General features: G+C 61.9%; 14 protein-coding genes. 10 read left to right on the top strand and 4 right to left on the bottom strand.

Annotation, left to right across the window (positions count from 1 at the left end):
* Positions 1-11,753, top strand: an 11,753-nt coding sequence (locus CWO89_RS05550; RefSeq protein WP_130577633.1) for a filamentous hemagglutinin family protein, incomplete at its 5' end; no start/stop codon positions are given.
* A gap of 78 nt (positions 11,754-11,831) precedes the next feature.
* Here the strand turns inward: CWO89_RS05550 and CWO89_RS05545 are convergent.
* Genes CWO89_RS05545 through CWO89_RS05535 form a run of 3 tightly spaced genes read right to left on the bottom strand, consistent with a single transcriptional unit; the run spans position 11,832 to position 16,169 of the window.
* Positions 11,832-12,803, bottom strand: coding sequence for an HlyD family secretion protein (locus CWO89_RS05545; protein WP_130577632.1), 972 nt, complete (start codon positions 12,801-12,803; stop codon positions 11,832-11,834).
* Positions 12,790-15,120, bottom strand: a complete 2,331-nt coding sequence (locus tag CWO89_RS05540) for an ABC transporter permease (RefSeq protein ID WP_130577631.1) — start codon at positions 15,118-15,120, stop codon at positions 12,790-12,792. Before CWO89_RS05540 ends, CWO89_RS05545 begins: the two co-directional genes overlap by 14 nt.
* Positions 15,117-16,169 (bottom strand): HlyD family secretion protein, encoded by a 1,053-nt coding sequence (locus CWO89_RS05535; protein ID WP_130577630.1) that lies wholly within the window; start codon positions 16,167-16,169, stop codon positions 15,117-15,119. Before CWO89_RS05535 ends, CWO89_RS05540 begins: the two co-directional genes overlap by 4 nt.
* Positions 16,170-16,411: 242 nt before the next feature.
* On the opposite strand from CWO89_RS05535, the gene CWO89_RS05530 reads away from it, so the two are divergent.
* The 4 genes from CWO89_RS05530 to CWO89_RS05515 all read left to right on the top strand — a co-directional run bounded on the left by CWO89_RS05530 (position 16,412) and on the right by CWO89_RS05515 (position 21,611).
* On the top strand, positions 16,412-16,609 hold the full coding sequence (locus CWO89_RS05530; protein WP_245475745.1) for a thiamine pyrophosphate-dependent enzyme: 198 nt from the start codon (positions 16,412-16,414) through the stop codon (positions 16,607-16,609).
* A 110-nt stretch (positions 16,610-16,719) separates the two neighbouring features.
* Positions 16,720-17,967 carry a DNA polymerase IV gene (gene dinB, locus CWO89_RS05525; protein ID WP_130577629.1) on the top strand — a complete coding sequence of 416 codons (1,248 nt, stop codon included), beginning with the start codon at positions 16,720-16,722 and terminating at the stop codon, positions 17,965-17,967.
* 301 nt (positions 17,968-18,268) lie between these two features.
* The gene (locus tag CWO89_RS05520; RefSeq protein WP_130577637.1) at positions 18,269-19,321 is read left to right on the top strand and encodes an NAD(P)-dependent alcohol dehydrogenase; all 1,053 of its coding nucleotides are present in this window, start codon (positions 18,269-18,271) and stop codon (positions 19,319-19,321) included.
* A 619-nt stretch (positions 19,322-19,940) separates the two neighbouring features.
* Positions 19,941-21,611 carry an aromatic/alkene/methane monooxygenase hydroxylase/oxygenase subunit alpha gene (locus tag CWO89_RS05515; protein WP_130577628.1) on the top strand — a complete coding sequence of 557 codons (1,671 nt, stop codon included), beginning with the start codon at positions 19,941-19,943 and terminating at the stop codon, positions 21,609-21,611.
* A gap of 40 nt (positions 21,612-21,651) precedes the next feature.
* Here CWO89_RS05515 and CWO89_RS47600 read toward each other — a convergent pair whose 3' ends face one another.
* On the bottom strand, positions 21,652-21,807 hold the full coding sequence (locus tag CWO89_RS47600) for a hypothetical protein (protein WP_245475749.1): 156 nt from the start codon (positions 21,805-21,807) through the stop codon (positions 21,652-21,654).
* On the opposite strand from CWO89_RS47600, the gene CWO89_RS05510 reads away from it, so the two are divergent.
* The 5 genes from CWO89_RS05510 to CWO89_RS05490 all read left to right on the top strand — a co-directional run bounded on the left by CWO89_RS05510 (position 21,736) and on the right by CWO89_RS05490 (position 26,235).
* Positions 21,736-22,734, top strand: a complete 999-nt coding sequence (locus tag CWO89_RS05510; protein ID WP_245475746.1) for a 2Fe-2S iron-sulfur cluster-binding protein — start codon at positions 21,736-21,738, stop codon at positions 22,732-22,734. The genes CWO89_RS47600 and CWO89_RS05510 overlap by 72 nt on opposite strands.
* Positions 22,735-22,789: 55 nt before the next feature.
* Positions 22,790-23,860, top strand: a complete 1,071-nt coding sequence (locus CWO89_RS05505) for an aromatic/alkene monooxygenase hydroxylase subunit beta (protein WP_165421014.1) — start codon at positions 22,790-22,792, stop codon at positions 23,858-23,860.
* Between the two features lie 6 nt (positions 23,861-23,866).
* The gene (locus CWO89_RS05500) at positions 23,867-24,238 is read left to right on the top strand and encodes an MmoB/DmpM family protein (RefSeq protein ID WP_130577625.1); all 372 of its coding nucleotides are present in this window, start codon (positions 23,867-23,869) and stop codon (positions 24,236-24,238) included.
* A 123-nt stretch (positions 24,239-24,361) separates the two neighbouring features.
* Positions 24,362-25,384, top strand: coding sequence for an amidohydrolase family protein (locus CWO89_RS05495; RefSeq protein WP_130577624.1), 1,023 nt, complete (start codon positions 24,362-24,364; stop codon positions 25,382-25,384).
* Positions 25,385-25,389: 5 nt separating this feature from the next.
* The gene (locus CWO89_RS05490; RefSeq protein WP_130577623.1) at positions 25,390-26,235 is read left to right on the top strand and encodes a metal-sulfur cluster assembly factor; all 846 of its coding nucleotides are present in this window, start codon (positions 25,390-25,392) and stop codon (positions 26,233-26,235) included.
* Positions 26,236-26,315 lie beyond the last annotated feature (80 nt).

Below are 26,315 nucleotides of genomic sequence, written 5' to 3'. Positions count from 1 at the left end.
CGGTACCGAACGGGCTGGCGCCGGGCGGCCTGCAAGCCGCGCCCGGATGGCAGGGCGCGAATGCGCCGACGCAGGCCGTCGATGCCAGCGGCCAGACCCAGGTCGGCATCCAGCAGACCAGGGCGCAGGCGATCCTCAATTGGAATTCGTTCAACGTCGGCGCGCGCACCACGCTCACTTTCGACCAGCAGGGCAATGCGAATTGGGTGGCGCTCAACCGCGTGGTCGGCAGCACGGCGCCGAGCCAGATCCTCGGCAACATCAAGGCCGACGGCTCGGTCTATGTGATCAACCAGAACGGCATCATCTTCGGCGGCGCGAGTCAGGTGAATGTCGGCAGCTTGATCGCTTCGACCGCCAACATCACCAACGACCAGTTCCTCACCAGTGGCATCTACGCACGGCAGCAGGGCGGCCAGTACGTGCCGAGCTTCACCGATGCCGGCGGCGCCGTGACGGTTGAGGCCGGCGCGCTGATCGTGACCAGGGCGCCGTCGTCGGCGAAGCAGGGCGGCGGCTTCGTCTTGTTGATGGGCACCGATGTCAGCAATGCCGGCTCGATCAGCGCGCCGCGCGGCCAGGTGCAGCTAGCGGCCGGCAACGACTTCCTGCTGCGGCCGGGCTACAGCACCGACTCCAACCAGGCCTCGACCACTCGCGGTAACGAGATTTCGCCGATCGTCCGTGATGCGTTCGCGGCCGTTGGCAATTCCGGCCTGATCTTCGCCCAGCAAGGCGATATCACGCTCGCGGGCCACAGCATCGGCCAGGACGGCGTGCTGGTTGCCACCACCTCGGTCAACACCCGCGGCACCATCCACCTCTTGAACGCTGCCTCCGATGCCGCCGGCAGCGTCACGCTCGGCAGCGGCAGTCTGACCGCCATCCTGCCCGAGCTCGGCAGCACCGAGACCGCGCTCGACAGCCAGCGCAACCAGTTGATTGCCGATTCCAACGCCTTCACCCACGTCCCGGCCGCCAACGCCCAGTTCAACAATCTCTCGCTGCTCGCCGATCGGCTCGACCAGGGCCGCGTCGAGATCGTCAGTGGCGGCAACGTGGTCTTCAAAGATGGCTCCATCACGCAGGCGCAAGGCGGGCAGGTCGCAGTCTCCGCCGGTCGCCGCGTTTTCGCCGAGGATGGCGCGGTGATCGATGTCTCGGGCGTGCGCGGCGTGCTGCTGCCGATGTCGGCCAACAACATCATGGTCAACGTGCAAGGCAATGAGCTGCGCGATTCACCCATCAATCGCGATCAGGACTATCTGAAGAACGCGGATGTCTGGATCGACGCGCGCAACCTGGTGCTGGTGCCGGCCGGCACCGGCGGCTATTCGACCGACCGCTATTATACGCCGGGCGGCTTGCTCGAGGTCTCGGGCTATCTCGCCAATACCGCCCACCGCATCGGGGAATGGACCGCGCTCGGCGGCACTATCACCCTGGCGGCGCCGGAGGTGGTCGCGCAGAAGGGGGCGGTGTTCGACGTCTCCGGCGGCTCGGTCAGCTATGAGGGTGGCTATATCAGGACCACCAACTTCCTGGGAGCCGACGGCCGAACCTACAATATCAACAATGCGCGCGCCGATATGCAGTTCATGGCGCTCGGCGGCGGCTATGTGCGCAAGCATTATATCCAGGGCGAAGCTTACGATCCGCTGACCGAGATCTGGGCGTCCCCGTTCGGCAAGGGCGCCGTCAATCTGCGTTGGGAGGATGGCTACACCGTCGGCCGCGACGCCGGCTCCCTCATTCTGTCGACGCCGACGTCGATCTTCGAAGCCACCATCCTCGCCGACATCGTCAAGGGTGAGCGCCAGACCACGGCGCGGCCGAGTGGCACCACCGATGGCTACAAGCTGCCGCAGGACGTCGCGCCGCTCCAAGGCAGGCTCGCGCTCGGCAGCTACTCGGGCATCGGCCTCACCGATGCATCCGCTGCGCGGGTCGTCTTTGGCCGTGTGCCTGGCATCACCGAGGCGCTGAACGACACATCGGCGTTGCCTGACAGCCGCATCGGCACCGCGTTGTTTGATGCGGATGCGATCAATGCCGCCAAGCTGGGCGGTCTCAACTTTGCGAGCAGCAAGGAAATCGTTGTCGAGGCGCCGCTTGAGCTTGCGCCCGGCGCGGAGGTGACCTTCGCGGCGCCGCATGTCGATATCGCCGCGGACGTCACGGCTCGCGGCGGCAGCCTCACGCTGACCAATCTCATGCATGCCGTGCTCGGCAAGGGGCAGAACGAGCAATGGTGGGCGCTCAACGATGCGAACGGCAATTCGCAGGTCACGATCGGCGAGAGGGTTGCCGTTGATCTCAGCGGGTTGTGGACCAACGAATTCCGCGACACGCAAACCGATTCATCACGTCTCGCGCATCTTGATGGCGGAAATTTCACCGTCTCGACCACAGGCGGCATCACGCTTTCGAAGGGTTCGCTCATTGACGTGTCGTCAGGCGGCGCCATCCTGGTGGATGGCAAAACCAAAGGCGGCAAGGGCGGCAATGTCAGCCTCGTCGCCAATGATTATGCGCATCTAGCCTCGACGCAGTTCTTCACCAATCCGCTCATCCTTGATGGCGCTATCCGCGCCTATGGTTTTGGCGGCGGCGGCACACTGACATTGGATGCGGGCCAAGCGATCGCGATCGGCAAAAGCGTGGCCGATGCGCTGGTGCTCGATCCCGAGATCTTCCGGTCCGGCTTCTCCGCGTACAAGATCTCCAGCAACACCGGCATGGAGATCGGCGAGGGGACGCGCCTTGACGTCGAGGTGCCGGTCTATCGCTTCACGGACAAGAGCTATGACGCGGCGACGGGAAGCCCTATCGCGGATGCCGCGGAGCTGTGGACGCCGCCGAGCTTCATCATCAACCCCGTCGCGCATAGCGTCACGCAGCGCGTTGGCGCCGATGTGACGCTCTGGAGCCTGCATGATTTCACGCTGGCGAAAGGCGCGTCCATTAACGTCGATGCGGGGCGTTCCGTGTCGATCTTCGCCAATCGCCAGACCGTCATCGACGGCGCGATCTTGGCGCCCGCCGGCAATATCCTGATCACGAGCCTGCAGGACGCGCCCGGCGACAGCCGCTATAATTTCGGCTATGGCGAATTCGCCCTGACGCGGTCGATCTGGATCGGCAACGCCGCGGTGCTGGATGTCTCCGCACGCGGCGCGGTGGGACGCGATGAGCGCGGGATTGCTTACACGGCTGTGCCGGACGGCGGCACGATCCGCATCGGCGGCACGGGCGCGGTCGACAACGGGGGCGCGCCCATTGTCAGCGATGCGTTTGTGATCCTTCGTCCCGGCGCCATGATCGATGCATCAGGCACCTCTGCGCTGGTCGATGTCTCCACCGGCAACGGCTATGTCTCGACGCCGGCCGCGAGCGATGGCGGGACGATCTCGCTCTATTCCGCCTTCGGCATCACGCTCGACGGCACCTTGCGTGCAGCAAGCGGCGGCAGCGGCGCCTCCGGCGGCGCGCTGAGTCTGACAATGGCTGAACGAGGTTATACGCTGGGGCAACCCACCGCGAGTTCGCCCTATGCCGCCGGCGACTTGACGGAAGCCTTCCAGAGGTCGCGCGATATCACCCTCGTGCAGTATGCGGGTCGCAGTGGCCTCAGCGCCGATCTTAAGCCGGGTGAGGGAGATCCGGCCCTGCAATTCGGCCGCACCGTGATCGGTGTCGACCAGATCGAAGCGGGTGGATTTGCATCGCTCTCGCTCTCGACTCGCGATCTCTTTGTTTTTGGCGGCAATATCGATCTTCAGCTTTCGCGCAGCATCCGCTTGTCAGGCGGTGTGATAACGGCGCCCTCTGATCAATCCGCTGTCAACATTCGCCTTGCGGCGCCTTACGTCCGCCTGGAAGGGTTTAACTACAGCGGGACAAAGCCGGAACAGGTTGGGGATATCAAGGGGTACTATCCCGGCATCAACGTGGGGTCGGGCTTCCTTCTTGGTGCTCCTCAATCGATCGCGAAGGACAGCCATTTCACGATCTCCGCCGATCTCATCGATGTTTACGGGGATATTCATTTCGGCGCGACGGCCCAGCAAGGCTATGGCTCAGGGCTGATCCGAGATGCCGTCGCCTATGGCTTTGACCAGGTGACGTTGCAAAGCCGCGGTGATCTTCGCGTTGGTGATGCCACAATCCGTGCTGACCAAAACGAACAGGTTGGCGGCCTCAATGCCTACAATCTCACGCTGATCGCGGATCAGATTTATCCTCTGAGCGGCGCGGTCGCCATCATCAGGGCTGGGCAGCGGGCCGGATTGGACGATGGCGGCTATGCCCCAGATACCCGTCTCACCATCCGCCGCAATGACGATCAGACACCAGCGGTCCCGGCTTCGGTCTTCGGCGGTCTCGCCTTCTTCGCCGTCGACATCGACCAGGGCGGCGTTCTTCGCGCGCCGCTGGGTCATATCTGGTTAAACACTTATGATCAGTCCGCGGCCAATGCCGTGCCGCCTAACGCGCGTATCACGTTCCGCAGCGGCAGCATTACGTCCGCGAGCGCGGCCGGCCTGATCATGCCCTTTGGGGGCACCTCGGACGGGCTCACCTATCAAGGCGCGGACGGCACGCTGCGCAACCTGGCAAGCGCGTCGTATGATGACCAGCACGGCATTAAGATCTCGAGCGGCGTTTCGATCAACGCCGCATCGGTCGTGGGCGAGGTCGGGGCCGTGCTCGATCTCACCGGCGGCGGCGCGCTCACCGGCGCGGGTTTCATTTCCGGCCGCGGCGGTTCGGTCGATGTGCTGAAGACAGCGCTCGTCAATGCCAATCCGGTCAACAGCTACAGCGCCTCCGGCAACAAGGTCTATGCGATCCTGCCCGGTTACGCCGCTGATTATGCGCCAGCGATCGCAACCAACGGCGCTGGCGATCCGGCGATTGGCCAGCAGATCACGCTTCCCTCTGGCGTGCCGGGACTGCCGGCGGGCACCTATACGCTGCTGCCCTCCAGCTATGCGCTGCTGCCCGGCGGCTATCGCGTCGAGCTTGGCTCGACGGGTGCCACCACGATTGCGCCCGTGACCATCGGCAATGGCTCCATCATCGCATCGGGCTATCTCGGCGTCGCCAATACCGGAAGCCGGGACGCGCTGCCGACGCGGGTGATCCTCACCTCCGGCCAGAACACGCGGCGCTATTCGCAATATAACGAAACGAGCTATGCCGATTTCGGGCGTGCGCAGGCGGCCCAGTTCGGCGGCTTCCGGCCTCGTTTGCCGGAGGACGGCAAGGTGCTTGAAATCAGCCTGCTCCCGTCGGTTGATAATACGAAATCGCTGTCCTTCGCCGGCACCGCGCTGTTCGATGGCGCCAAAGGCGGCATTGACGGCACGCTGATCATCAAGCCGGCTGCCGTCACGTCGGGCCCTGTCGTGCTCGACATCACGGCACCGGGGGGCACGCCCATCGTCGGGCATACGTCCATCTCGAGCGACGACATCAACGCCTTCAAGGCATCGACGCTCTTGCTCGGCGGCACGAGCATGTTCTTCGTGGAGAACAAGCCCGGCGTCGGCGCCAACGTTTATTTTGACGCAAGTACGACCTCGGCCATCAACCTGCTCGACGGCGCCATCATCCGCGCGGGCCAGGTGTTCCTGGTCGGCAAGGCCGTCAACATGGCGGGCGGCGCGACCATCGATACGCGCGGATTGAGCAGCAACGCCGTCGATTCCACGCTCGGTTATGTGTATGCCAACATCAGCCCCTATTTGTACGCGGATCCCAATTTCAGTCCGGCCGTGCTCGCGGTCGCCAATGGATGGTTCCAATTCCTGAATGCCGTTGGCCCCGGCAAGATCGACATTGCGAGCGGTGCATCGCTGCTCACCGACGGCAGTGTGGTGCTGGCCGGGCCGGGCGGGCTCACCATGGGCGACGTCAATTTCGGCGCGCGCTATCTCAACGTCACGCAGGAGCAGGTCAATATCGGCACGGAGGCTGCGCTTGCCGCGGCGCAGGCCGCGGGCCAGCTCCCCCCGGGTTGGAACCTCACCCAGAGCGTCCTCGACAAGCTCCTGCGGCCGTCGACGACATCAGGGGTTCCCGCGCTCGAACAGCTCATTCTGACGGCAAACCGCGCGTTCAATCTGATCGGCACCGTCGCGCTCGACACCACGCGGCAGGAGGGGGCCGGGGATCCGCTCAAGCTCGTTCTCAACACGCCAGCCATTTATGGTCTTGGCTCGGCGAGCGATACGGCGAGCGTCACCGCCGATACGCTGATCTGGAACGGCATCCGCACTGGCACTGCCGCTCCGTATGGCAGCCAGGCACCCGCCGGTGTCATGCCCGGCGGACCCGGCACGGGTTTGGGGCGTCTCGCCATCACGGCGAACGAGGTTCTGTTCGGCTATGACGCCTCGCAAAGCAAGCCGACCGATGGCGCAACGCTGAACCGTCTTGCGCTCGGCTTCTCGGATGGCACGCTGACGGCGTTGAGGCGTGTCACGGCGAACAGCGATGGCACGTTCAAGGTGGGCTTGAGCCAGGACAGCCAGGGCGCCTTGCAGGGCGGGAATCTCACCATCGCGGCCCCGCTGATCACGGCGAGCAATGGGGCAAAGCTCGATGTCACCGCGGGTGGCGCTTTGCGTCTGGTCGCGCCGACTGGGGCCGCTCCCGCGGATACGCGCGGCGTGACGGATCTCGGCGGGACGGTCTCCTTTGGCGGCGACAGCGTCTTTGTCGATACCGCATTTGCCTTGCCCTCCGGCAAGCTGACGCTCAGCGCCACGCATGATGTCGTGCTCGGCGGCAACGCGGTCATCGACCTGTCAGGCCGTGCCATCTCCTTCTTCGATGTCACGAAATATAGCTGGGGCGGCGATCTCGTTCTGAATAGCACGAGCGGCGACATCATTCAGAGCGCCGGCTCGGTGATCGACGTCTCGGCGGTGAACAACGCTGCGGGCTCGATCACGGCCAAGGCCATCGACGCCGCGCATGGGCATGTCTCGTTCGGCGGCACGATCAAGGGATCGTCGACGGGTGATTATGACAGCGGCCAGTTCACGGTGGCGGCGCAGGATTTTGGCGCTTTCGCCGCATTGAACGCGAAGCTCAATCACGCCGGCTTCTTCGGCGCCCGCAGCTTTGATCTGCGCCAGGGCAGCCTTGTCATCGGCGATGGCGTCAAGGCGCGCTACGTGACGGTCTCCGTCGATCAAGGCAGCCTCACAGTCGACGGCAGGATCGATGCAAGCGGCGCCAAGCCCGGCACCATCCGCCTGTCGGCGCGTGATGATCTGACCTTGACGCGGAACGCCGTGCTCGATGTGCATCACTCTGTTCTGCAGACCGACAGCTATGGTGCGCCGATCGAGGCCAACAACACCGCGCATGTCGAACTCACGAGCAAGCAAGGAACAATGACGCTGGCGCCGGGCGCGACCATCGATATGTCCTCGCCGGACAACGTGGCGCGCGGCAAGCTGGAGCTCAATGCGCAGCGCCGCGGCGGGGCGGACGGCGACGGCACCGGCGCAAACGATATCGCGATCGACGCGCGCAGTCCGCTCGATATCCGCGGTAGCAGCAGCATCGCGATGAACGGCTTCCGCACCTATGAACTTCCGGGCGGCAGCGCCATCGATCAGGCGTACCTCGATGGTTTGCATGCCGACAGTCAGACATTCATCAACGCGGCGCTTCAGAACGGCGACTTGAAGAACCGGCTTGCCGGGCTGGCGGCTTATGGCTCCGCCTTCCATCTGCGGCCGGGCGTTGCCATCACGTCAGATGGAGATCTGTCAACAAAAGGCGATCTGGATTTCTCCGGTTATCGCTATGGGCCAAAAGCCGATCCGGCCGTGCTGGGCTCCGGCGAGCCAGGCGTGCTCATCGTCCGCGCCGCAAGCGATCTCAAGATCAACGGCAGCATGAATGACGGTTTCGCACCGCCGCCGAAATCGCCCGACGCGCTGACGGTGCTGATCCCGGCAGGTAGCACCCTTACGTCAAATTACACGATCACAATGGATGACGTGGTCATCGGCAATGGTTCGACCATTCCAGCCAGTATCAAAATCAATTTGGAACTGAATCTCGTCGGGGGAAGGGTCAAGGCGAGCCCGACTGCTGCTAATCCAATTCCTGTCCAGATAACTTTGGCACAGGCTTACACGATAGGAGGAAACGCCGCACAGACCAGGACATTGAACGGGGGGCGTATCATTACCCCGACAAAAACGTACAATCCTGGCGATCCGCTTCCATTCAAAACAGTATTCCCGGTGGGCACCGTGTTCGAGAAAGGTGTCTATTTCACCGGAGTCGCATTCATAAACTCGGCCAATGCCAACAATCTGGTTCTCCAGCCGGTGACCCTGCCAGCGGGGACCAGCCTTTTCGTGTTCTCAGGCTACAAGTTCGCTGCCGATACGCTGATCCCCAAGGGTACGGTTCTGCCTTCCGGCATGACGAACGTGAAGCTGACCGGGCCGGGCGATCGTCAGGTGTGGGCGATCGCGCCGATGCTCGCACCGGGGACGCAATCCTGGTCGATGCGGCTCGTGGGCGGCGCCGATCTTGCGAGCGCCGACAGTCGTGCGCTAAAGACGGCAGATAGCCTCGCTGGTTCAGGCAATGTGGTGTTGAATGATCCCTTCCAGGTCACGCTTGTCGGCAGCGCGTCGACTACTGGCGTCAGCGTCGTGCGCACTGGCACGGGCGACCTCGAACTTCTCGCCGGCGGCAATTACGAGCAGAAATCGGCTTTCGGTATCTACACCGCCGGCACCGCGATCAAGGGGACCGGGACCGCGGCCAATGATTCTTACAACGTCAGCCGGGGCACATTGTCGGACGGCACAGTGCAGGGCTCGGCAAACGCCGCGTATGAAGCGACGCTCGGCTCGGAGCGCATGTACTACACCGAGCATGGCGGCGATTTCCTGCTTGCCGCGCAAGGCGACATCAAGGGCACGCTGACGACACGCGCTGATGAGATTGGAAGCTGGCTGTGGCGCCAGGGTGGTTCGGAGATCAGCCAGCGCACGGCATGGGGCATCAATTTCGGCAGCTATACGTTTGATCAGATCGACACGAGTCAGGCTGCGGCTTTGAATCTGTCCGCTTTCTCCGGTATCGGCGCCCTCGGCGGCGGCAACGTCACGCTGCAAGCGGGCGGCACGATCGGCGGCGACACAGGTCGCGGTGTGGTCATCGCCGTCGGTGGCAGCGGCCGTGTGATGGGCGATGGCAGTCTTGTGCAGACGGGCGGCGGCACGCTGTCGGTGAAAGCGGGCGATATCGGCACCGGTGGCAATCAATTCGTGAATCTGCGCGGGATCATGGATGTCGCGACCGGAGATTTCGGCAGTCTCACCGCGACGAACATTCGTAACGATAACGGGACGGATCCGCGGCCGATCAATCCGCTGACGCCCTATTCGATGACCACGCTCTATGGCGGAGATTTCGCGCCAGGCGACAGCGTGATCAATCTTCGCGCGCGTGGCGATCTGGCCGTAGGAACCATCCTCGATCCGGGCCGCGTCGGCGTCACGGCCTGGACGGACGCGAATAACGGTCAAACGAACGGTGACGGCGCGAGCTGGTTCACGCTGTGGACGGGGCAAACCGCCGTCAACATGTTTGCCGCGGGCGGTTCGCTCCAGCCGGGCAGCGGCGCAACATACTCCCGGTATTTGCCCCCGATCGTGCAGGCGGTCGCCGCGAACGGCAACATCTATAACCCGGGCGGAGGAATGCTGCTGCCGTCACACGACAGCGTGCTCGAGCTGCTGGCGCAGGGATCGATCTTCGGCGACGGGCACGAGATGGGTCCCTTGATGTCTTCGCTGTCCGCCCTGGCGACGCCATTCCGGCCGGCGTGGGCGATCTTGAATAACGGACGGACGATCACGGCATCCAACTATTGGGGCGATTACACCACCGTCGACGATCGGGGGATCGGATCACTGGAGGTTTATTCCTATGAGCTCGGTGGGCATCCCTTCGTCTTCGATGCGAACACGGTAAAGGATAGGGACCAGGCCGTGCTGGGCCAAAGCAATCTCTCACGTATTTATGCGGTGGGCGGCGATATCACCGGCATCACCTATGGCCGGATCCTCACCAAGACTCGGACCGTCGCCAGCGGTGAGATCAAGAACGTCTTCCATCAGGCCGGAGGGCCGCTGCGGATGCTTGCGGGCGGCGACATCGTCAATACGAAGGGACTGATCCTGCACAGCGATCAGAACGACGTGTCCACCATCGCGGCCGGCGGCAGCATCATTTATGCAGGCACGCCGTCGCTCGAGTCCGTCGAAAAGGGAGGCTTGGCGATTGCCGGCCCCGGCACGCTCGAAATCACAGCCGCCAAGGACATCTATCAAGGCTCAATTGCGACGGTTGAGAGCCTCGGACCGTTGCTTGCGGGCGACAACCGGCCCGGCGCTGGCGTCGTCATGCAGGCCGGCGTCGGTGCCGGCGAAATCGGTGTTGGACAAGTCGACTGGACCGGTTTTGCGAAGCTCTATCTCGATCCGAAGAATCTCGCGGGCGAGGGGAAACTTGCCGACCAGCCGGGCAAGGTCGCGAAAACTTATGGGGATGAACTTTATGACTGGCTGAAGGAGCGCTTCAGCTATAGCGGATCCAAGGCCGATGCGCTCGGTTACTTCTTCACCTTGTCGGCAGCGCAGCAGCGCATCTTCTTGCGGCAGATCTATTACGCCGAACTGACGGCAGGCGGGCGCGAATACAACGAGGACGGCGGTCCACGTGCCGGCTCTTATTTGCGCGGGCGCCAGGCGATTGCAACGTTGTTGCCGAACGATGCCGCCTATGGTGGAGATATCACCATGTTCTCGGCGACGGTCGGGACCGGCACGCCGGGTAAGACAACCGTTCAAAGCGGCTATGTGCACACCGATTTCGGCGGCGACATCCAGTTCCTGGTGCCGAATGGCACAGTCACGCTCGGGACCGAGGGGCTGTCGCCGGGCGCCGATGCCGGACTGATCACGCAAGGGTCGGGCAACATCCAGGTCTACTCCAAGGGCAGCGTGCTGCTTGGCCTGTCGCGCATCATGACCACGTTCGGCGGCAATATCATCGCCTGGTCGGCGGAAGGCGACATCAATGCCGGCCGCGGCGCCAAGACCACGGTGATCTACACGCCGCCCAAACGCGTCTATGACAGATACGGCAATGTCACCGTGTCACCCGTCGTGCCGTCCAGCGGCGCCGGCATCGCGACGCTGAGACAGATCGCAGAGGTGCCGCCTGGGACGGTCGATCTGATCGCGCCGCTCGGCACCGTCGATGCGGGCGAGGCGGGCATCCGCGCGTCGAGCTTTGTCAACATCGCGGCGCTGCACATCGTCAACGCCGCGAACATCCAGGCGCAGGGCGGCGTCGTCGGCGTGCCGCAGGTCCAGGCGCCCAACATCGGCGGTCTGACCGAAGCCTCGAACACGGCGGGCGCCGCTGCCCAGCAAGCCACCGTGCCGCAGGCGCGTGCCGGTGAGCAGCCCTCCATCATCATCGTCGAGTTTCTCGGCTTCGGTGGCGGAAGTGAGGAAGATCGCCCCAATAGCGAACAACAGCGGAATCGTGGCAGGCAAAGCAACAACAATTATGACCCGAACAATATGGTCCGCGTCCTCGGCAACGGCACCTTTACCGCGGACGACACCAAGCAGTTGACGGCGGTGGAGCGCGATACGCTCGCCCGCCAGGTCGTTGCGCCGAGCTCTCCATAGTCGGCATGGAGCGATCTGCGTGGGAACGTCGCGTCATTGGTGGTGACCGTTATGGAACGGGCAGGCAATGCTTTGTAGTCAATGCTTGATCCAAACAGTCATCCCTGGCGCGAGGCCCGCCGCCTCGTCCTGCGGGTCAAGGCGCAAGCGCAGCGTATTGCGGTCGTGATCGCCGATCACCCGCTCGGCCTGCCAGGTTGCAAAGACGCCGAGCGGCCGCAGTTCGGTGACGGCGCTCTTGATCGCGCCATCGGCGCTGTTCCGCATCACGCTCACTGTTTCTCCGACCGCGAGACCACTCAGATGGTCTTCGCGTACGTTGAATGAGAGCCATTGCTTGCCTGCCGCCTCGACCATCAGGATCGGTTGGCCCGCGCGAACGTTCTCGCCCACCTCCGCGGCGATGACGCTGACGACACCGTCGGCTGGAGCACGCAAGACCATCTTGTCGAGGCGGCGCTCGAGCACCGCGACCGCAGCCGCTGCGGCCTTCACCTGCGCGTCGGCGATCGCGCGTTCCTCCCGGGTCGGACCAGCCACGGCCGCATCGTAGTTCGCCTGGGCCTCCGCGACATCGGCGCGTGCGCTCGCGGCGTCGTTTTCGGCCTGGTCAAGCGCTTGCTGGGACTCGAAATTCTGGCGTGCCAGCGTGCTGGTTCTTGAGAGCTGGGCCTGCGTATAGTCGAGGCGGGAGCTTGCCCTGGCGATTGCAGCTTTCAGAGAGTCGACCTGTTCGCGACGCACGCCAGCATAGACGTTGTTGCGGTTTGCTATTGCCGAGGCGAGGGCGGCCCGCGCCTGGTCTACCTGTGCCGTCAGCTCCACCGCGGAGAGCCTCGCCAGGACATCGCCGGCCTGCACGCGCGCGCCCTTCTTGACCGCAATCGACATCACTTGGCCGTTCACCTCCGGCTCCACCCTGACCTCGGTCGCCCGCACGACACCGACGACTGCGGCTGGCGATCCGGAACGACGCATGGAATAGATCAGAACGCCCGCGACGAGCACGAGTGCGATCGCGGCGAAGGCGGCACGCCTAGCTTTGCGCATGTGTCTGCCCTCTCTTGACGGCAAGCGCCGAGATCACGGCGAGCGCGAAATAGGCGAGCGCCAGACACCACAGTCCGAGCCAATCATGCGCGACCTCCCAGATGCTGGCACCGAGCTGGTTGATGCGCACGAGGCCATCAATCGCGAAGTCGGCCGGGAACAGTCGGCCCAGCGCGATGGCCGCGTCGGGGATCGCTTCGCGCGGCCATGCGAAGCCGGCGGTGAAGAATTGAGGCAGGCTGGTTGCAAGGAGCAGGATGGTTGCGTTTTCCGGCCGCGTGAACCAGGCGCCGACGGCCTGCCCCATGAAGCTCGTCGCAAGCAAGAAGACGGCAGCAAGCGCGAGGAGTTGCGGAAGATGCCCGAGCGTCGAAAAGCCATAGATGCGCGGCAGCACAATGAGATAAAGCGCGAGCGCCGGAAGGTAAATCGTCAGATGGGCGAAGCCGCGGCCGAGCACGCCGGCGAATGCTCCGCCGCCGGTCGCCAGCGCAGTACGGGTCAACATCGCGGCACCGATCAGAAGGGTTTGCTGCAGGATCAGCACAAACGCCGCTGGGACGATGTAGCTTGCATAGCCGCCTACGGGGTTGAAGATCGGCTGCAGCAGAACGTCCGCGGGGCTCGAGTTCGCCAGCTTCGCCTTGACAAGGCTTCCATCCGAGCGTGCGCCTCGCGAAACAAGCTCGGACGTCAAAGTTCCGATGGCCGTGGCAACCCCGCTGGCGGTCGATCTGAATATGAACAGGTAGGTGGCATCGGCGTAGATCGGAATGTGAGCGGTGATGCCCTTGAGCACGTCGCGCTCGGTGTCTGGCGGGATTTCGACGGCGGCAAAAGCCTTCCCACGATCGATTGCGGTCCGCGCCTCGGCCAGTGTGCGGGCGCGGACTGCGACGCTCAATGCTCCACTCGCATCTAGCGTCTCGACGATCTGGCGGCTGAGATCGCTCAGATCGTTGTCGACGACCGCGATGGGAAGCTTGCGCAGGATCTGGTTCAGATAGGGTTGCGGATAATAAATACCGTAGACCAAAGGAGCCAGGAACAGGAGGGCGAAGGCGCTCCGCGCGCCGAGCACGCGCCGCCACTCCGCCATGAAGGCGCCGCCGAGGCCTCGCGGCGCGCGGCCGCTCTCTGATTGCTCGGCAGGTCGCGCCATCTCAAACCAGCCCTTGCGCTTGAGGCTCGCCATGCGCAGCAATGCGAGGCCGGCATACAGCACCGTCAGGCCCGCGAGCGGCGCGAAGGGAATGGCGGAGTCAGAGACGGGCAATCCCCGCGCCGCTTGTCCCAGCAAGACGGCCATGTACCAGCGCAACGGCAGTATCGCGCTCCAAACTTGCGCAAACGCATTCATGCCGATCGTGGGGAAGCCGACGCCGGCGTAGCCGAATGCAGGAGAGGCAACGAGGCCCGCAAGTCCCAGCCCCGTTGCCAGGTCGCCGGCCAGGAGCTGCAGCAAGGCGCCCAGCGACAGATAGGCGACGATCAGGAGGGAGCCAGCGGCCACCATCAACGGCAGGTCTCCCTTGAAGGGGATTTGCAGCACACCCTCAAGGAAAAGCGGCTCGGCCAACATGATGAGGATGAAGATGCCGAAGAGGGGTGCGAGTTTGCCGGCGAGCGCAACGACCGGATCGCCTCCGGCACTTTCGAGCCAGGCCCGCGCGTCGCGACGGCGGAATTCGGAGCCGACGGAATAGCCTGCGGCGAGCGTGATCACCACATGGATGATCGTCGGCAGCAGCGCGCGGAGCAGGAACTGCGCGTAGTTCTTTTGCGGATTGACAAGCGCGATGGTCTCCCCGGCCAGCGTTCCGATGGAAGCCGGCGCAGGCGCTGCGCTCTTGGCGGGAGCCGCCACAGCCGCCGCGGCGGAAAGCGCATCGCTCAGGCCCGAGGACGCAATGCCGGCCGCCGTGAGGAACTGCTGGTTGTAGAATCCGACGACCTGCGGGCGGCGTTGAGCCTGCAGGTCGCGTTCGAAATCCGGCGGGATATAGATTGCCGAGATCGCCTTGCCGGACCGTATATCCTTCACGGCCGTGGACAGCGTACCGGAGCGGTCGACGATTTTCAGGCTCGGTGATGCCGCGACGTATTCTACCAGGGCACGCGAAGCGTCCGACTTGTCCTCGTCAACGACAGTCCCCCCGAGCCCCCGGATGACCGGATGGCTGAAGACCGTCGTGAGAACCACGAACGCAAAGAGAGGCACGCCAAAGATCAAAAGCAGCGCCACACGATCGTGGAACAGCCAGCGGCATTCGCGCTGTGCGACCAGCAGAAATCCCGGTTTTGACGCTAGCCTCATTGCCGCGATCGCCAGTCGAGATAGGCGCTCATACCCGGTCGCAGCTCGGGCACGGGCTGGACCGGGTAGGCGCGGATCGAAAATGTCCGCAAGTCGAAATCGCCCGAAGCACGCGTGGCCCGCCAGCTCGCATATTCCCCCTTGGTCGCAACAAGCTTGACCTCGACCGTGACACGGCGGTCATCGAGAGCCGGAATACGGACATCAAATCGATCGCCGACCTTCAGGCCCTTGACGAGATCCTCGCGAAGATCGAAGTGGATCCATACGTCGGCTAGATCGATCAGGGTCACCAGCGGCACGCCCGGCGATACGTATTCGCCCGGCTCGATATTGCGCTGATAGATCTGCGAGGCGACGGGGGCATAGACCACAAGTTGGTCGATGATCGATTGAACGCTCTGGATATCGGCATTGGCCTTTTCGACGTTGGCCCTCGATATCGCCCGCTCCTCCTTTGTGTAGCCATTGACAGCCTGGTCGTAGGCCGATTTGGCCTGATCGACGGCGCGTTCGCTTTCGTGCAGCGCGTCGGTCACTTGGTCGAGACGGGCTTGCGGCGCATTGCCTTGCTGGGTCAATGTGTAAGTACGGTCAAAGGTCTTCTGCGCAAGCACCTGAGCAGCCTGCGTCCGCTCCATTTCCGCTTTCCGCGCGGCAATGGTTTCCACCCGCGTTCCGACGAGTACGTTGGCAAGTTGAGCCTCCGCAACAGTCTTTGCGGCCGTCATTTGCTCGTGTTTGGCCAGAGTTTCCGGGTTATCGATCCGCACGAGCACAGCGCCAGCCGGAACGTTCTGGCCACGCTCGACGGGTATTTCCTTGACCCGTCCGTCGACACGCGCGGCTATATCCAGCCGCGTTGCATCGACCTCGCCTTGCACGAGCAGCGGTTCCGGTCGCAAGAGATAGAAGACAGAAAGCGCGACGACGGCGGCTGCGACGATGCCGACGATGATGGAAGGAGCACGCGTCGCGGTGCGGGTGTTTTTCTCGCCGTCACTCGGTGCGTCGGACGTACTTTGAATTTCCTTGTCAGAGGTCGGCATGTCCGCGCCTGATTCCCCTTTGCGTGACCGGGGTAGCCGTTTGCTAGCTTTGGTTGTTAGGCCTGTCCAATCTCGATCCGCTGAATTCCGCGAGCAGGAGGATCAACTATCGGCAGGGTGCATGTCAACCTCCGCCCTTATCGGATGCCGTCTGCTCGTCACTCGGGATAGCATATCGAACAGCACGGCTAGCTCCGCAGAATTATATGCGCTCGCCTAAGTCATCTTCGTGAGTCTGCTTCATGGAACGGGCCAACGATATGCCGTCAGCCATCGGACTCCAGAAAGCAGAACCTGGTCAACAAGTCGTGTGCATGGCAGGCGAGGGTGGAATTTCGATGCTGTTCGGAGACCTGATGACGGTCGTGCAACAGGAGCCTTTTGCTCAATTGCGTTCCCGAGAGCGGAAGGAACGGTCGCTCAACCGGGCGCAGGCTTGATCAGCCAATCGCTTCTTAGCCTTTGTGAAACTCGGCTTGACACTCGCTCTAACATGTTCTCATTATGTTCTCTGTGGATTTCGGTCAAATTTCACCGGTGAACGGTCTGGATGGCAACGATAGCCACCATCCTTCATGCAGACCTTGATGCTTTTTATGCCTCGGTCGAGCAACTGCTCGATCCTTCGCTGCGCGGCAGACCTATCGCTGTCGGTGGCGGGGTTGTGCTTGCTGCCTCATACGAAGCCAAGGCGTTCGGGGTGCGAGGTGGTATGCCGGGACGGCAGGCACGTCAGCTATGTCCGCAACTCACTTTTGTCAGCGGCCATTTCAAGGACTACCAACGGCTCGGCGATGCTGCCATCAAGGTGATCAGCGATTTCACGCCTCTCGTGGAGCGTATTTCCATCGACGAGGCCTTTGCCGACGTTGCGGGCTGCACTCATCTCTTCGGTGCGCCCGCCGAAATTGCAAAGACAATCCGCCGACGCGTGCGGATGGAGATTGGTCTTGCGATCTCGGTCGGCGTGGCGCGCACCAAGCATCTGGCGAAAATTGCCTCGCAAGTCGCCAAACCCGATGGACTCGTGGTCGTCGATCCCGACACCGAACTGGAGTTCCTTCACCACCTGCCCGTCGAGCTGATGTGGGGAGTGGGTCCGGTCACGAAGGCGCGGTTGGCCGAAATCGGCGTGTTGACGATCGAGCATCTGGCAAAGACGCCAGGATGGTCGCTCGAGCGGTTGCTCGGTCCCGCTGCAGGGGAAAAACTCGCAGCGCTGGCGTGGAATCGCGATCCGCGGGAGATCAAGTCTCACCGCCGAGCTAGATCGGCAGGGGCGCAGTCGGCGATCGGCAGGAAGCCGGCCGAAGAGCGGGTTATTTGCCCCACGCTGCTTCACCTCGCGGACCGCATCGCGACGCGACTCCGGGCGAAGTCCAGGCCCGGTCGAACCGTGACGGTCCGCGTTCGCTTCGCTGACCTGAACTCGGTGACGCGCTCGGTAACGCTCGATGCGCCGATCTCCGCGACTATGATCCTCGCTGAGATCGCCGAGGAACTGGTGCGAGCGATCCTTGCAGATCATCCGGACCAGAAGACCATCTCGCTATTGGCGATCTCCGTGTCGCATCTTGAGGAGCACTGGGATCTCGAGCTCGAACTCCCGCTTGGACTTCAAGATGAAGCGCGCCGCCCCGGCACCAGGATGGGCATGGCCCGTTGGGCGGCCGATTGCGCCGTCGACAAGATCCGCAATCGCTTCGGATGGGATGCGATCGGATATGGCCGGGCAGCGCTGGGCATTTCTCGTTCCGTGCCCGACGAGTTTCGCAAACTCGCCGAAAGAGACCTGTAACCCGCGAAAGCCTTGGCCCGACAAGGCGACCGGTGGGCACGAGCTCCTATTTACCAGCTAGAGCATGATCCGGAAAAGTGGAAACCGGTTTTCCGAAAAAGATCGTGCTCAAACAAAGAGCTAAAGCGGGATGACGATTCGAAGAAAAGTTATCGCGCTTTAGCCGCCAGTGGCAAAGACCTCCGTGTTCCTGACGCGCTTAGATGCGCGCGCTTGCGCTGTGCAGCTCCGCTGGCACGAAAAATGCTGAGGCGCCTCCGCGATGGCGAGCGCAAAGCTCGCCGGGCAGACGGAGGACAACATGAGAGCCCAAGTATTGAGAGCGTATGACGAGAAGCTTTCCAACGACCAATGGGTCAGCGAAGAAAAAGTGTCTGATCCCAAGTTGACTAAATCGACTGACGTCATCGTCCGCATCGGTGGTGCCGGCGTATGCAGGACCGACCTCCATATCATCGAAGGTGTATGGAAGCCGCATATGGATCCGACCGGCGACAAACTGCTACCCATCATCATGGGACACGAAAATGCAGGCTGGATCGAAGAGGTTGGCAAGGAAGTCGAGGGAGTAAAGAAAGGTGACCCAGTCATCGTTCACCCGAAGATCACCGGTGGCACCTGTCTCGCCTGTCGCCGAGGTCTCGATATGCATGGTCCCGGCACATTTCCGGGTCTTGATTGCAACGGCGGCTATGCAGAATTCCTTTGCACCTCCGAACGCAATATCGTGCCGCTGCCACGGACTCTTGCGCCAAAGGATGTGGCGCCTTATGCGGATGCGGGCCTCACGGCCTATCGCGCGGTCAAGAAGGCCACTCGTCACCTTTTGCCAGGCGAATCCTGCGTCGTCATCGGCGCAGGTGGGTTGGGCCACATTGGAATCCAGTGTCTCAAGGCGATGTGTGCGGCCGACATCATTGTGGTCGACAAGTCCGAAGCATCGCTGAAACTGGCCGAAAAATCGGGCGCCGACCATCTGGTGAAAGCTGACGGCAATGAAGTGGCAGCCGTTCTGGCATTGACTGCCGGAAACGGCGCGGAAGCCGTGATCGATTTTGTCGGCGAGAAAGGCACGACGTCCAAGGGGCTGGCGATGACCCGCCCGATGGCCAGCTACTACGTGGTCGGCTATGGTGAGGACATCCGTGTCCCGACCGTCGACATGGTGATTACCGAGAAAAACATTATCGGCAATTTGGTCGGTACATGGGCTGAGCTAACGGAGTTGATGGCGCTTGCGGATCGGGGTTTGGTTGAACTCGCAACCGCCGAATATCGCCTCGCGGACGCCAACAAGGCATTGCGCGATCTCAACGCCGGCAAGATCCATGGACGCGCAGTTTTGATTCCTTGACAAGGCGCATCCAATCCATCGCGGGCATACGTTTGCTCGCGGTGGATTTGCTGCCTGCCAGTCATATGCCATTGCGCACTTCGTCCCAGCGAGTGACCACTACCGCGGCGCAAACATTGCGATGCAAACTGGCTCCTCTGCGTTGCAGCGATTCTCATTTTGCAATTCCTGTCGCAATTTGCATCTCGATCAGTCGTCAAGCCAAGCGCCATGCGGGCACGACCGTCACTCATCCCACGCTCACGTCATCAGAAACCATCTGGCGAGGCGCTCGGACGAGCTGGCACGCCCATTGCAAAGCTTCTCAGCACAACAACGCTGACTGGTCCTCGTCTGGGGCGAGCCGCGAAAAGAACGAGGGAAGGGGATGCCTAGCTGAGGACGTATCTTGTGCGGGACAACACAATTGCGATCGGGAAGCCGCTGGTTCCAAGATCGCCGCTGATCGCCCGCGGAGTGCTCCACAGTCATCCTGAGACCCTTGCCGATATCAAACGTCCGGTCGTGAGAACGGCCGCGAGGTGGCCCGTAACGCACGGGTAAGCACTGCCCGGCCGTCGAGGCCTGGGGCAGGCGGAATATCGATGTGGTTTCTGACTCGATCAGGAGGATAGACTAGATGTCTGGAACGCTAACACTCAACAAGATTACCGCCCAGCGCGGCATTTCTGTCGGTGAAGCTGCAAAGAAGATTGCAGATCTCGGCTGGAATCCTTCCTACGTACAGGAGGCGATGACCTTCCCCACGGACTACAAGATCACGAAAGCGCCGAAGGATCCGATGAAGCAGGTCCTTCGCTCCTATTTCCCAATGCAGGAAGAAAAGGACAACCGCGTCTACGGCGCGCTCGATGCGGCTCTGCGCGGCGACATGTTCCGCAACGTCGAGCCGCGATGGGTCGAGTGGATGAAGCTGTTCCTGGCGATCATCCCGTTCCCCGAGATCTCGGCGGCGCGCTCGATGGCCATGGTCGGCCGTCTCGCTCCGGGTGAGGATCTTCGCACCGGCTTCACGATGCAGATGGTCGACGAGTTCCGACACTCGACGATCCAGATGAACCTCAAGAAGTGGTACATGGAGAACTACATCGATCCGGCCGGGTTCGATATCACGGAAGAGGCGTTCGGCAAGTGCTATGCCACCACGATCGGCCGTCAGTTCGGTGAGGGCTTCATCACCGGTGACGCAATCACTTCGGCGAACATCTATCTGACCGTCGTGGCTGAGACCGCCTTTACGAACACGCTGTTCGTGGCGATGCCGTCCGAGGCCGCCCGCAACGGCGACTACGCGCTTCCGACCGTGTTCCTTTCCGTGCAGTCGGATGAAAGCCGGCACATCGGCAACGGCCATTCGATGCTGATGTCCATGCTCAAGGAGCCCGACAACCATCTGCTGATCGAGCGGGATCTGCGCTATGCCTTCTGGCAGAACCACGCGATCGTCGATGCCGCGATCGGAACCTTCATCGAGTACGGAACCACGAACCGCGACAAGAACAAGGAGTCCTATGCGGAGATGTGGCATCGCTGGATCTTCGAGGACTATTATCGCACCTATATGCTGCCCCTCGAGAAATACGGCATCAAGATCCATCATGACGACGTCCAGACAGCCTGGAAGCGCCTGACCGAGAAACATTACGTCCACAGGGTCGCGCAATTCTTCGCGGTCGGCTGGCCGGTGAACTTCTGGCGGATCGAAGCTCAGACCGACAAGGACTTCGAGTGGTTCGAGCATAAATATCCAGGCTGGTACGCCCAGTTCGGCGAGTTCTGGAAATGGTACGAGAAGCTGTCGCATCGCGGCCAGACCAACATCCTCTTCAACAGCGATGTCGGTTACGTCTATCCGCATCGTTGCTGGTCGTGCCTTGTGCCCTGCCTGATCCGCGAGGACATCGTCACCGACGAGATCGATGGCCAGCTCTATACCTTCGCGCACGAGTTGGATCGCTGGACTGTCGCGCAGGCATTCGCCGGCGAGTACGAGGGACGGCCGACGCCTGCGATGGGTCGGTTCAGCGGACGGCGCGAATGGGAAAGCTGCTACGATGGCTGGGACCTCGCCGACGCGATCAAGGATCTCGGCTTTGTCCGCACCGACGGGAGGACGCTGGTGCCGCAGCCACACCTGCGCTTCGACGAGAAGGAGATGTGGACGCTTGACGACCTCCGCGGCCACACGCTGAAGAGCCCGCTGATGGCACTGCGCGCAATGAGCCCGGCCGATCGCGAGGCGCATCTCGCCGAGTATCGGAAGGGATTCACCATCAATCCCTGCAACTAAGCAGCCAGGAGGGAGCCAGCTCCGGCTGGCTCCTTCCCGATCAATCCCCGAAGATCTGCAAGCCTTGGTTCGAGGAGGCCTTATGGGCGCGCCCGCTAATGTCGTTCGCCTGCATCCGGTAGGCATAGAATTCGAGGTCGAGGAGAACGAAACCGTCCTCGACGCCGCCTTCCGCCAGGGCATCGCGTTGCCGCATGGTTGCAAGGAGGGACAGTGCTCCGCGTGCAAATGCGTTCTTACCGAAGGCGATGTGGAGCTGAAGAAATACTCGACGTTCGCCCTCAACGAGATGGAGCGCAGTCAGGATTACATCCTGTTGTGCCGGACGCTGGCCTACTCGGATCTTGAAGTAGAGCTCCTCAACTATGACGAAGAGGTGCTGTCGAAATCGATCCCGGTCAGGGACTTCACAGGCACAGTCACGAGCGTCGCCGCGCTAACCCACGACATCAGACACCTCGAGATCTCGCTGGACCAACCTCTGAAGTTCTGGGCGGGTCAATATGTCGACATCACGCTCTCGGGGGCAGAGACGATTACGCGCTCGTTTTCCATGGCAAATTCGCCGCTCGAAGGCCAAAAGCTCGCATTCATCATCAAGAAGTACCCGAACGGACGCTTCTCCTCCCAGCTCGACGGAGACCTCGCCGTCGGAACCAGAGTCGGGGTCAGGGGACCTTACGGCACCTGCTTCCGGCGAGAAAACAGAAACGGAGCCGTGATCCTGGTCGGGGGCGGATCGGGAATGTCGCCTCTCTGGTCGATCCTCCACGATCACATCAACTCCGGAGAAGTACGTCCGGTGCGCTTCTTCTACGGAGCCCGGACGCAAAACGATCTTTTCTACCTCGATCGCTTTGCAGAACTCTCGGCAAAGCATCCGGATTTTACGTTTGTGCCCGTCCTCTCTCACGCGGCCGATGACACGACTTGGCGCGGGGAAAAGGGCTTCGTGCACGAAGCGGTCGGGGCACACCTGCGCAACTCGGGATACGGGGAAGACGTCGACGTCTATGCCTGCGGACCATCGCCGATGATCGAGGCGCTGACGCCGGTGTTGCAGATGAACGATGTCGAATCGGATCGCATCTTTTTCGACAAGTTTACGCCGGCCGCCAACTGAGGCTTTCCGAATGCCGGTCCAGCTAGTGCAAGCCACCAATGGGAGGAGGAAGACTATGACTGCAGTTCCAATTGTTTCAGTGGGATCCGGTGCAGCGGGCGCTGCGGTGTTTCCGGATTCGGACAGCCGCAGGTACAGATACTTCGAGCCACGCAGCAAGCGGGCGACGCACTACGAGGACGTGACCGTCGATGTGCAGCCGGATCCGGAACGCTACCTGCTGCAGGACTGGATCATCTCCTTCCCCAACGGGAAGGGCGCCTACACCAAGGACAATACTGCGGCGCTGAGCTCGAACTGGCATGCGTTCCGTGCTCCCGATCAGGAGTGGGAGCGCACCCACTACCAGCGTCAGTCCAAGATCGAAGGCATGGTTCAATCGGTGATCGCCAACGGCCGCAAGTCCGGCGCGCCGAAGGCTTTCAACAAAGCGTGGGTCAAGATTCTGCAAAACCACCTCGGCGCGTGGAAACATGTCGAGTTCGGTCTCGGCACGTCGCTGATGCAGGCTCAGCGCTATGGCTATACGCAGATGATCAACAATGCGACATTGACCAACTCGTCCTACAAGCTTCGCCTTGCGCAGGATATCACGCTCTATCTCGCCGAGATCGGAATGGACATTCCGGGCTTCGACGACACGGCGGGCAAGCGCACCTGGCTGGAAGACAAGGGCTGGCAAGGCACCCGGGAAGCGGTCGAATCGATCATGGGTTCGGCCGACTATCTCGAGCAGTACTTTGCCACCAACATCGTGTTCGAGCCGCTTGTCGGCGAATTGTTCCGTAGCGGCTTCCTGATGCAGGTGGCCTCGTCCAACGGCGACTTCATCACGCCGTCGGTCATTTCGGCCGCAGAGGCCGACTATGAGCGCAATCTCGCGAACACGATCGACCTGCTGCATCTTCTGGTGACGGACAATCAGCATGCTGCCCACAACAAGAACCTGTTCCAGGGCTGGGTGAACAAGCATGTGGCGCTCGCCAACAAGGCGGCCGTCGGCCTGCAGCCGATCTGGTCGCAGCCGCACTCGAAGCCGGTGCAGTACGCCGACGCCCGCGCACAGTCGGTCGAACGCATCAAGAAGATCCTCGGCGAGCTCGGCCTCGTCCTTCCCAAGGAGTAAATTGCAATGTCCGTTGCTTCCAGAACTGCGACCAACCAGAACATCTTCCAGAAGATGGGAGACATCGTCTTCGACCAGACGATTTCTCATCAGTGCGGCGTCACGATGAATGACAGCGTGGAAGCGCGCGCCATCGCCGAATTCATGGCGAAGAAGCCGAACGTGACCGTGACCTATCAGCCGGCCCTGATCCGCATCGACGGCGAGGGCAAGTTGATCTTCAAGATGGATGAAATCAGCGAAATTCTCGGGAAAGACATGACGGCCGAGATCTTCGAAGTGAATACCTCGACCCACTATGGCCGAATGGTGCGCATCGACGACAACACGGTGACGCTGTTCGGAAATATGGAAGAGGTCTTCGAATACATCGAGTGAACTCTTTCAACTCCCGAGCCTGGGGTGGACCACATCCGGACGGTTGTGGCTCCACCTCATTCTTGCACGATCGGCCGTCCCCGACGTTGACGTAAAGCACTTGGCAAAACCTTGGAGATTATCATGTTCATAACCCCCACCGGCGAGGAAGTCTTCGTCATCGACGGGCACACCCATTTCTGGGACGGCAGTCCGGCGAACCAGCGAAACATTCACGGCAAGCAGTTCATTGACTGCTTCTACACCTACCACACCTCGCTCAGCCCGCCCGACAAGCTCTGGCCCAAGGACCAGTTCGAGAAGTACAGCGCCGAGCAGATGTATCACGATCTGTTCGTCGACGGCCCGGACGATATGGCCATCGTACAGTCGACCTATCTGACGGAATTCTACAAGAACGGCTTTAACACCATCGATCGCAACGCCGAGATGGCGAAGAAGTACAAGGATCGCTTTATCGTCAACGGCGCCTTCGACCCGCGCGATGGCGAGCGGGCGCTCGAGTATATTCACTACATGAAGGAGACTTTCGGCATAAAAGGCGTGAAGCTTTATACGGCCGAATGGAAGGGCGAGTCGCGAGGCTGGAAGCTCACGGATCCCAACGCCTATCGTTGCCTCGAGCTTTGCCAAAAACTTGGCATTATAAATGTCCATGTTCACAAGGGGCCGACCATCATTCCCTTGGACAAGGATGCTTTCGATGTTCACGACGTCGATCATGCCGCCACCGACTTCCAGGGTCTCAATTTCATAATTGAGCATTGCGGCCTGCCACGGCTGGACGATTTTTGCTGGATCGCGGTGCAGGAGACGAACGTCTATGGTGGCCTCGCGGTGGCGCTGCCGTTCATCCACGGCCGTCCGCGTTATTTCGCCGAGGTGATTAGCGAGCTGCTGTTCTGGGTCGGCGAGGACAAACTCCTTTTCGGCAGCGACTACGCAATCTGGACGCCTCGCTGGCTCGTCGAAAAATTCTGGAACTTCGAACTGCCCGACGATCTGAAGCAGGAGCACGGTGTCGATCTGACGCAGCAGGCAAAGAGGAAGATCCTTGGCCTCAACGCTGCGCGCCTCTACGGCGTTGATGTCGAGGCGCAGAAGGGCAAGCTGGTGGGAAGCGCGCACGCGACCGCGGCGGAGTGAGAACGATGGACGCTGTCCTTCTGCATCACGACCAAAGGACCCGCGAGGTGTGGGCACGCCTCGCGCTGGTCACCGATCCCGAGCTGGACGAGTCGGTCACCGAGCTTGGATTTATTGAGCGTGTCACCCTCGATGATAATTGCGGGGTCGATATCGTCTTTCGGTTGCCGACTTACTGGTGCTCGGCGAACTTCGCGTTCCTCATGGCCGACGACATGCGTCGGGCGGTTTCCTCGCTGCCGTGGGTTCGCGAGGCGCGGCCGCAGCTCCGGGATCACATGGTCGCGGAGGAGATCAATCGTGGCGTCAGCGAAGGCAGATCATTCGGCGACGCCCTGAGGGACTTTGCCTCCGGAGGGTCGCTCGAAGAGGTGCGCGAGAAGTTCCGCCGCAAGGCGTTCGAGCGACGCCAGGAGGTCATGATATTAGCGTTGCGCGAGGCCGGTTATGACGACCAGGCGATTTGTCAGATGAACTTGAGCACCTACGACAAGGTCGAGTTTGACACGGAGGAGGCCGCGCACCAGAAGCCGCGCTATCGCGAGCTTCTGGTTGAACGGCGCCTTGCCTGGCTGCCCGGCGATCAGGCCTTCGTTACCTATGACGGGTGCTCCATCAAACGCTACGAACTCGCCTCATATCTGCAGCGGTTGCGGGGGGTTCGCATCAACATGGAGTTCAATAGCTCGTTGTGCAGAGGTCTTCTTGCGGCGCGCTATCGCGAACCCGAAGGGAATAGCGCGGGACGGACTCCTGTCGACGCGGCGCCGTGTGGAGGCTGCGGCAGTGGCTGTGCCGCGCGGTCCGTCGAGCCGCCCGTGACGGCCGAGAATTCCGCGGCGCTTGCATGAGGCAAGCGGCTTGCTGGTGCCAATAGCGGGAGCGGTCAGCAAGTCCGCCCCAGCATATAAACAAGAGACGACCACGTGGG

Origin of the sequence: Bradyrhizobium sp. Leo170, from assembly GCF_004296405.1 — a bacterium.
Lineage (GTDB): Bacteria > Pseudomonadota > Alphaproteobacteria > Rhizobiales > Xanthobacteraceae > Bradyrhizobium.
Note: the sequence above shows the minus strand (reverse complement) of the source record. Positions and strands in the feature narration are given on the sequence as shown.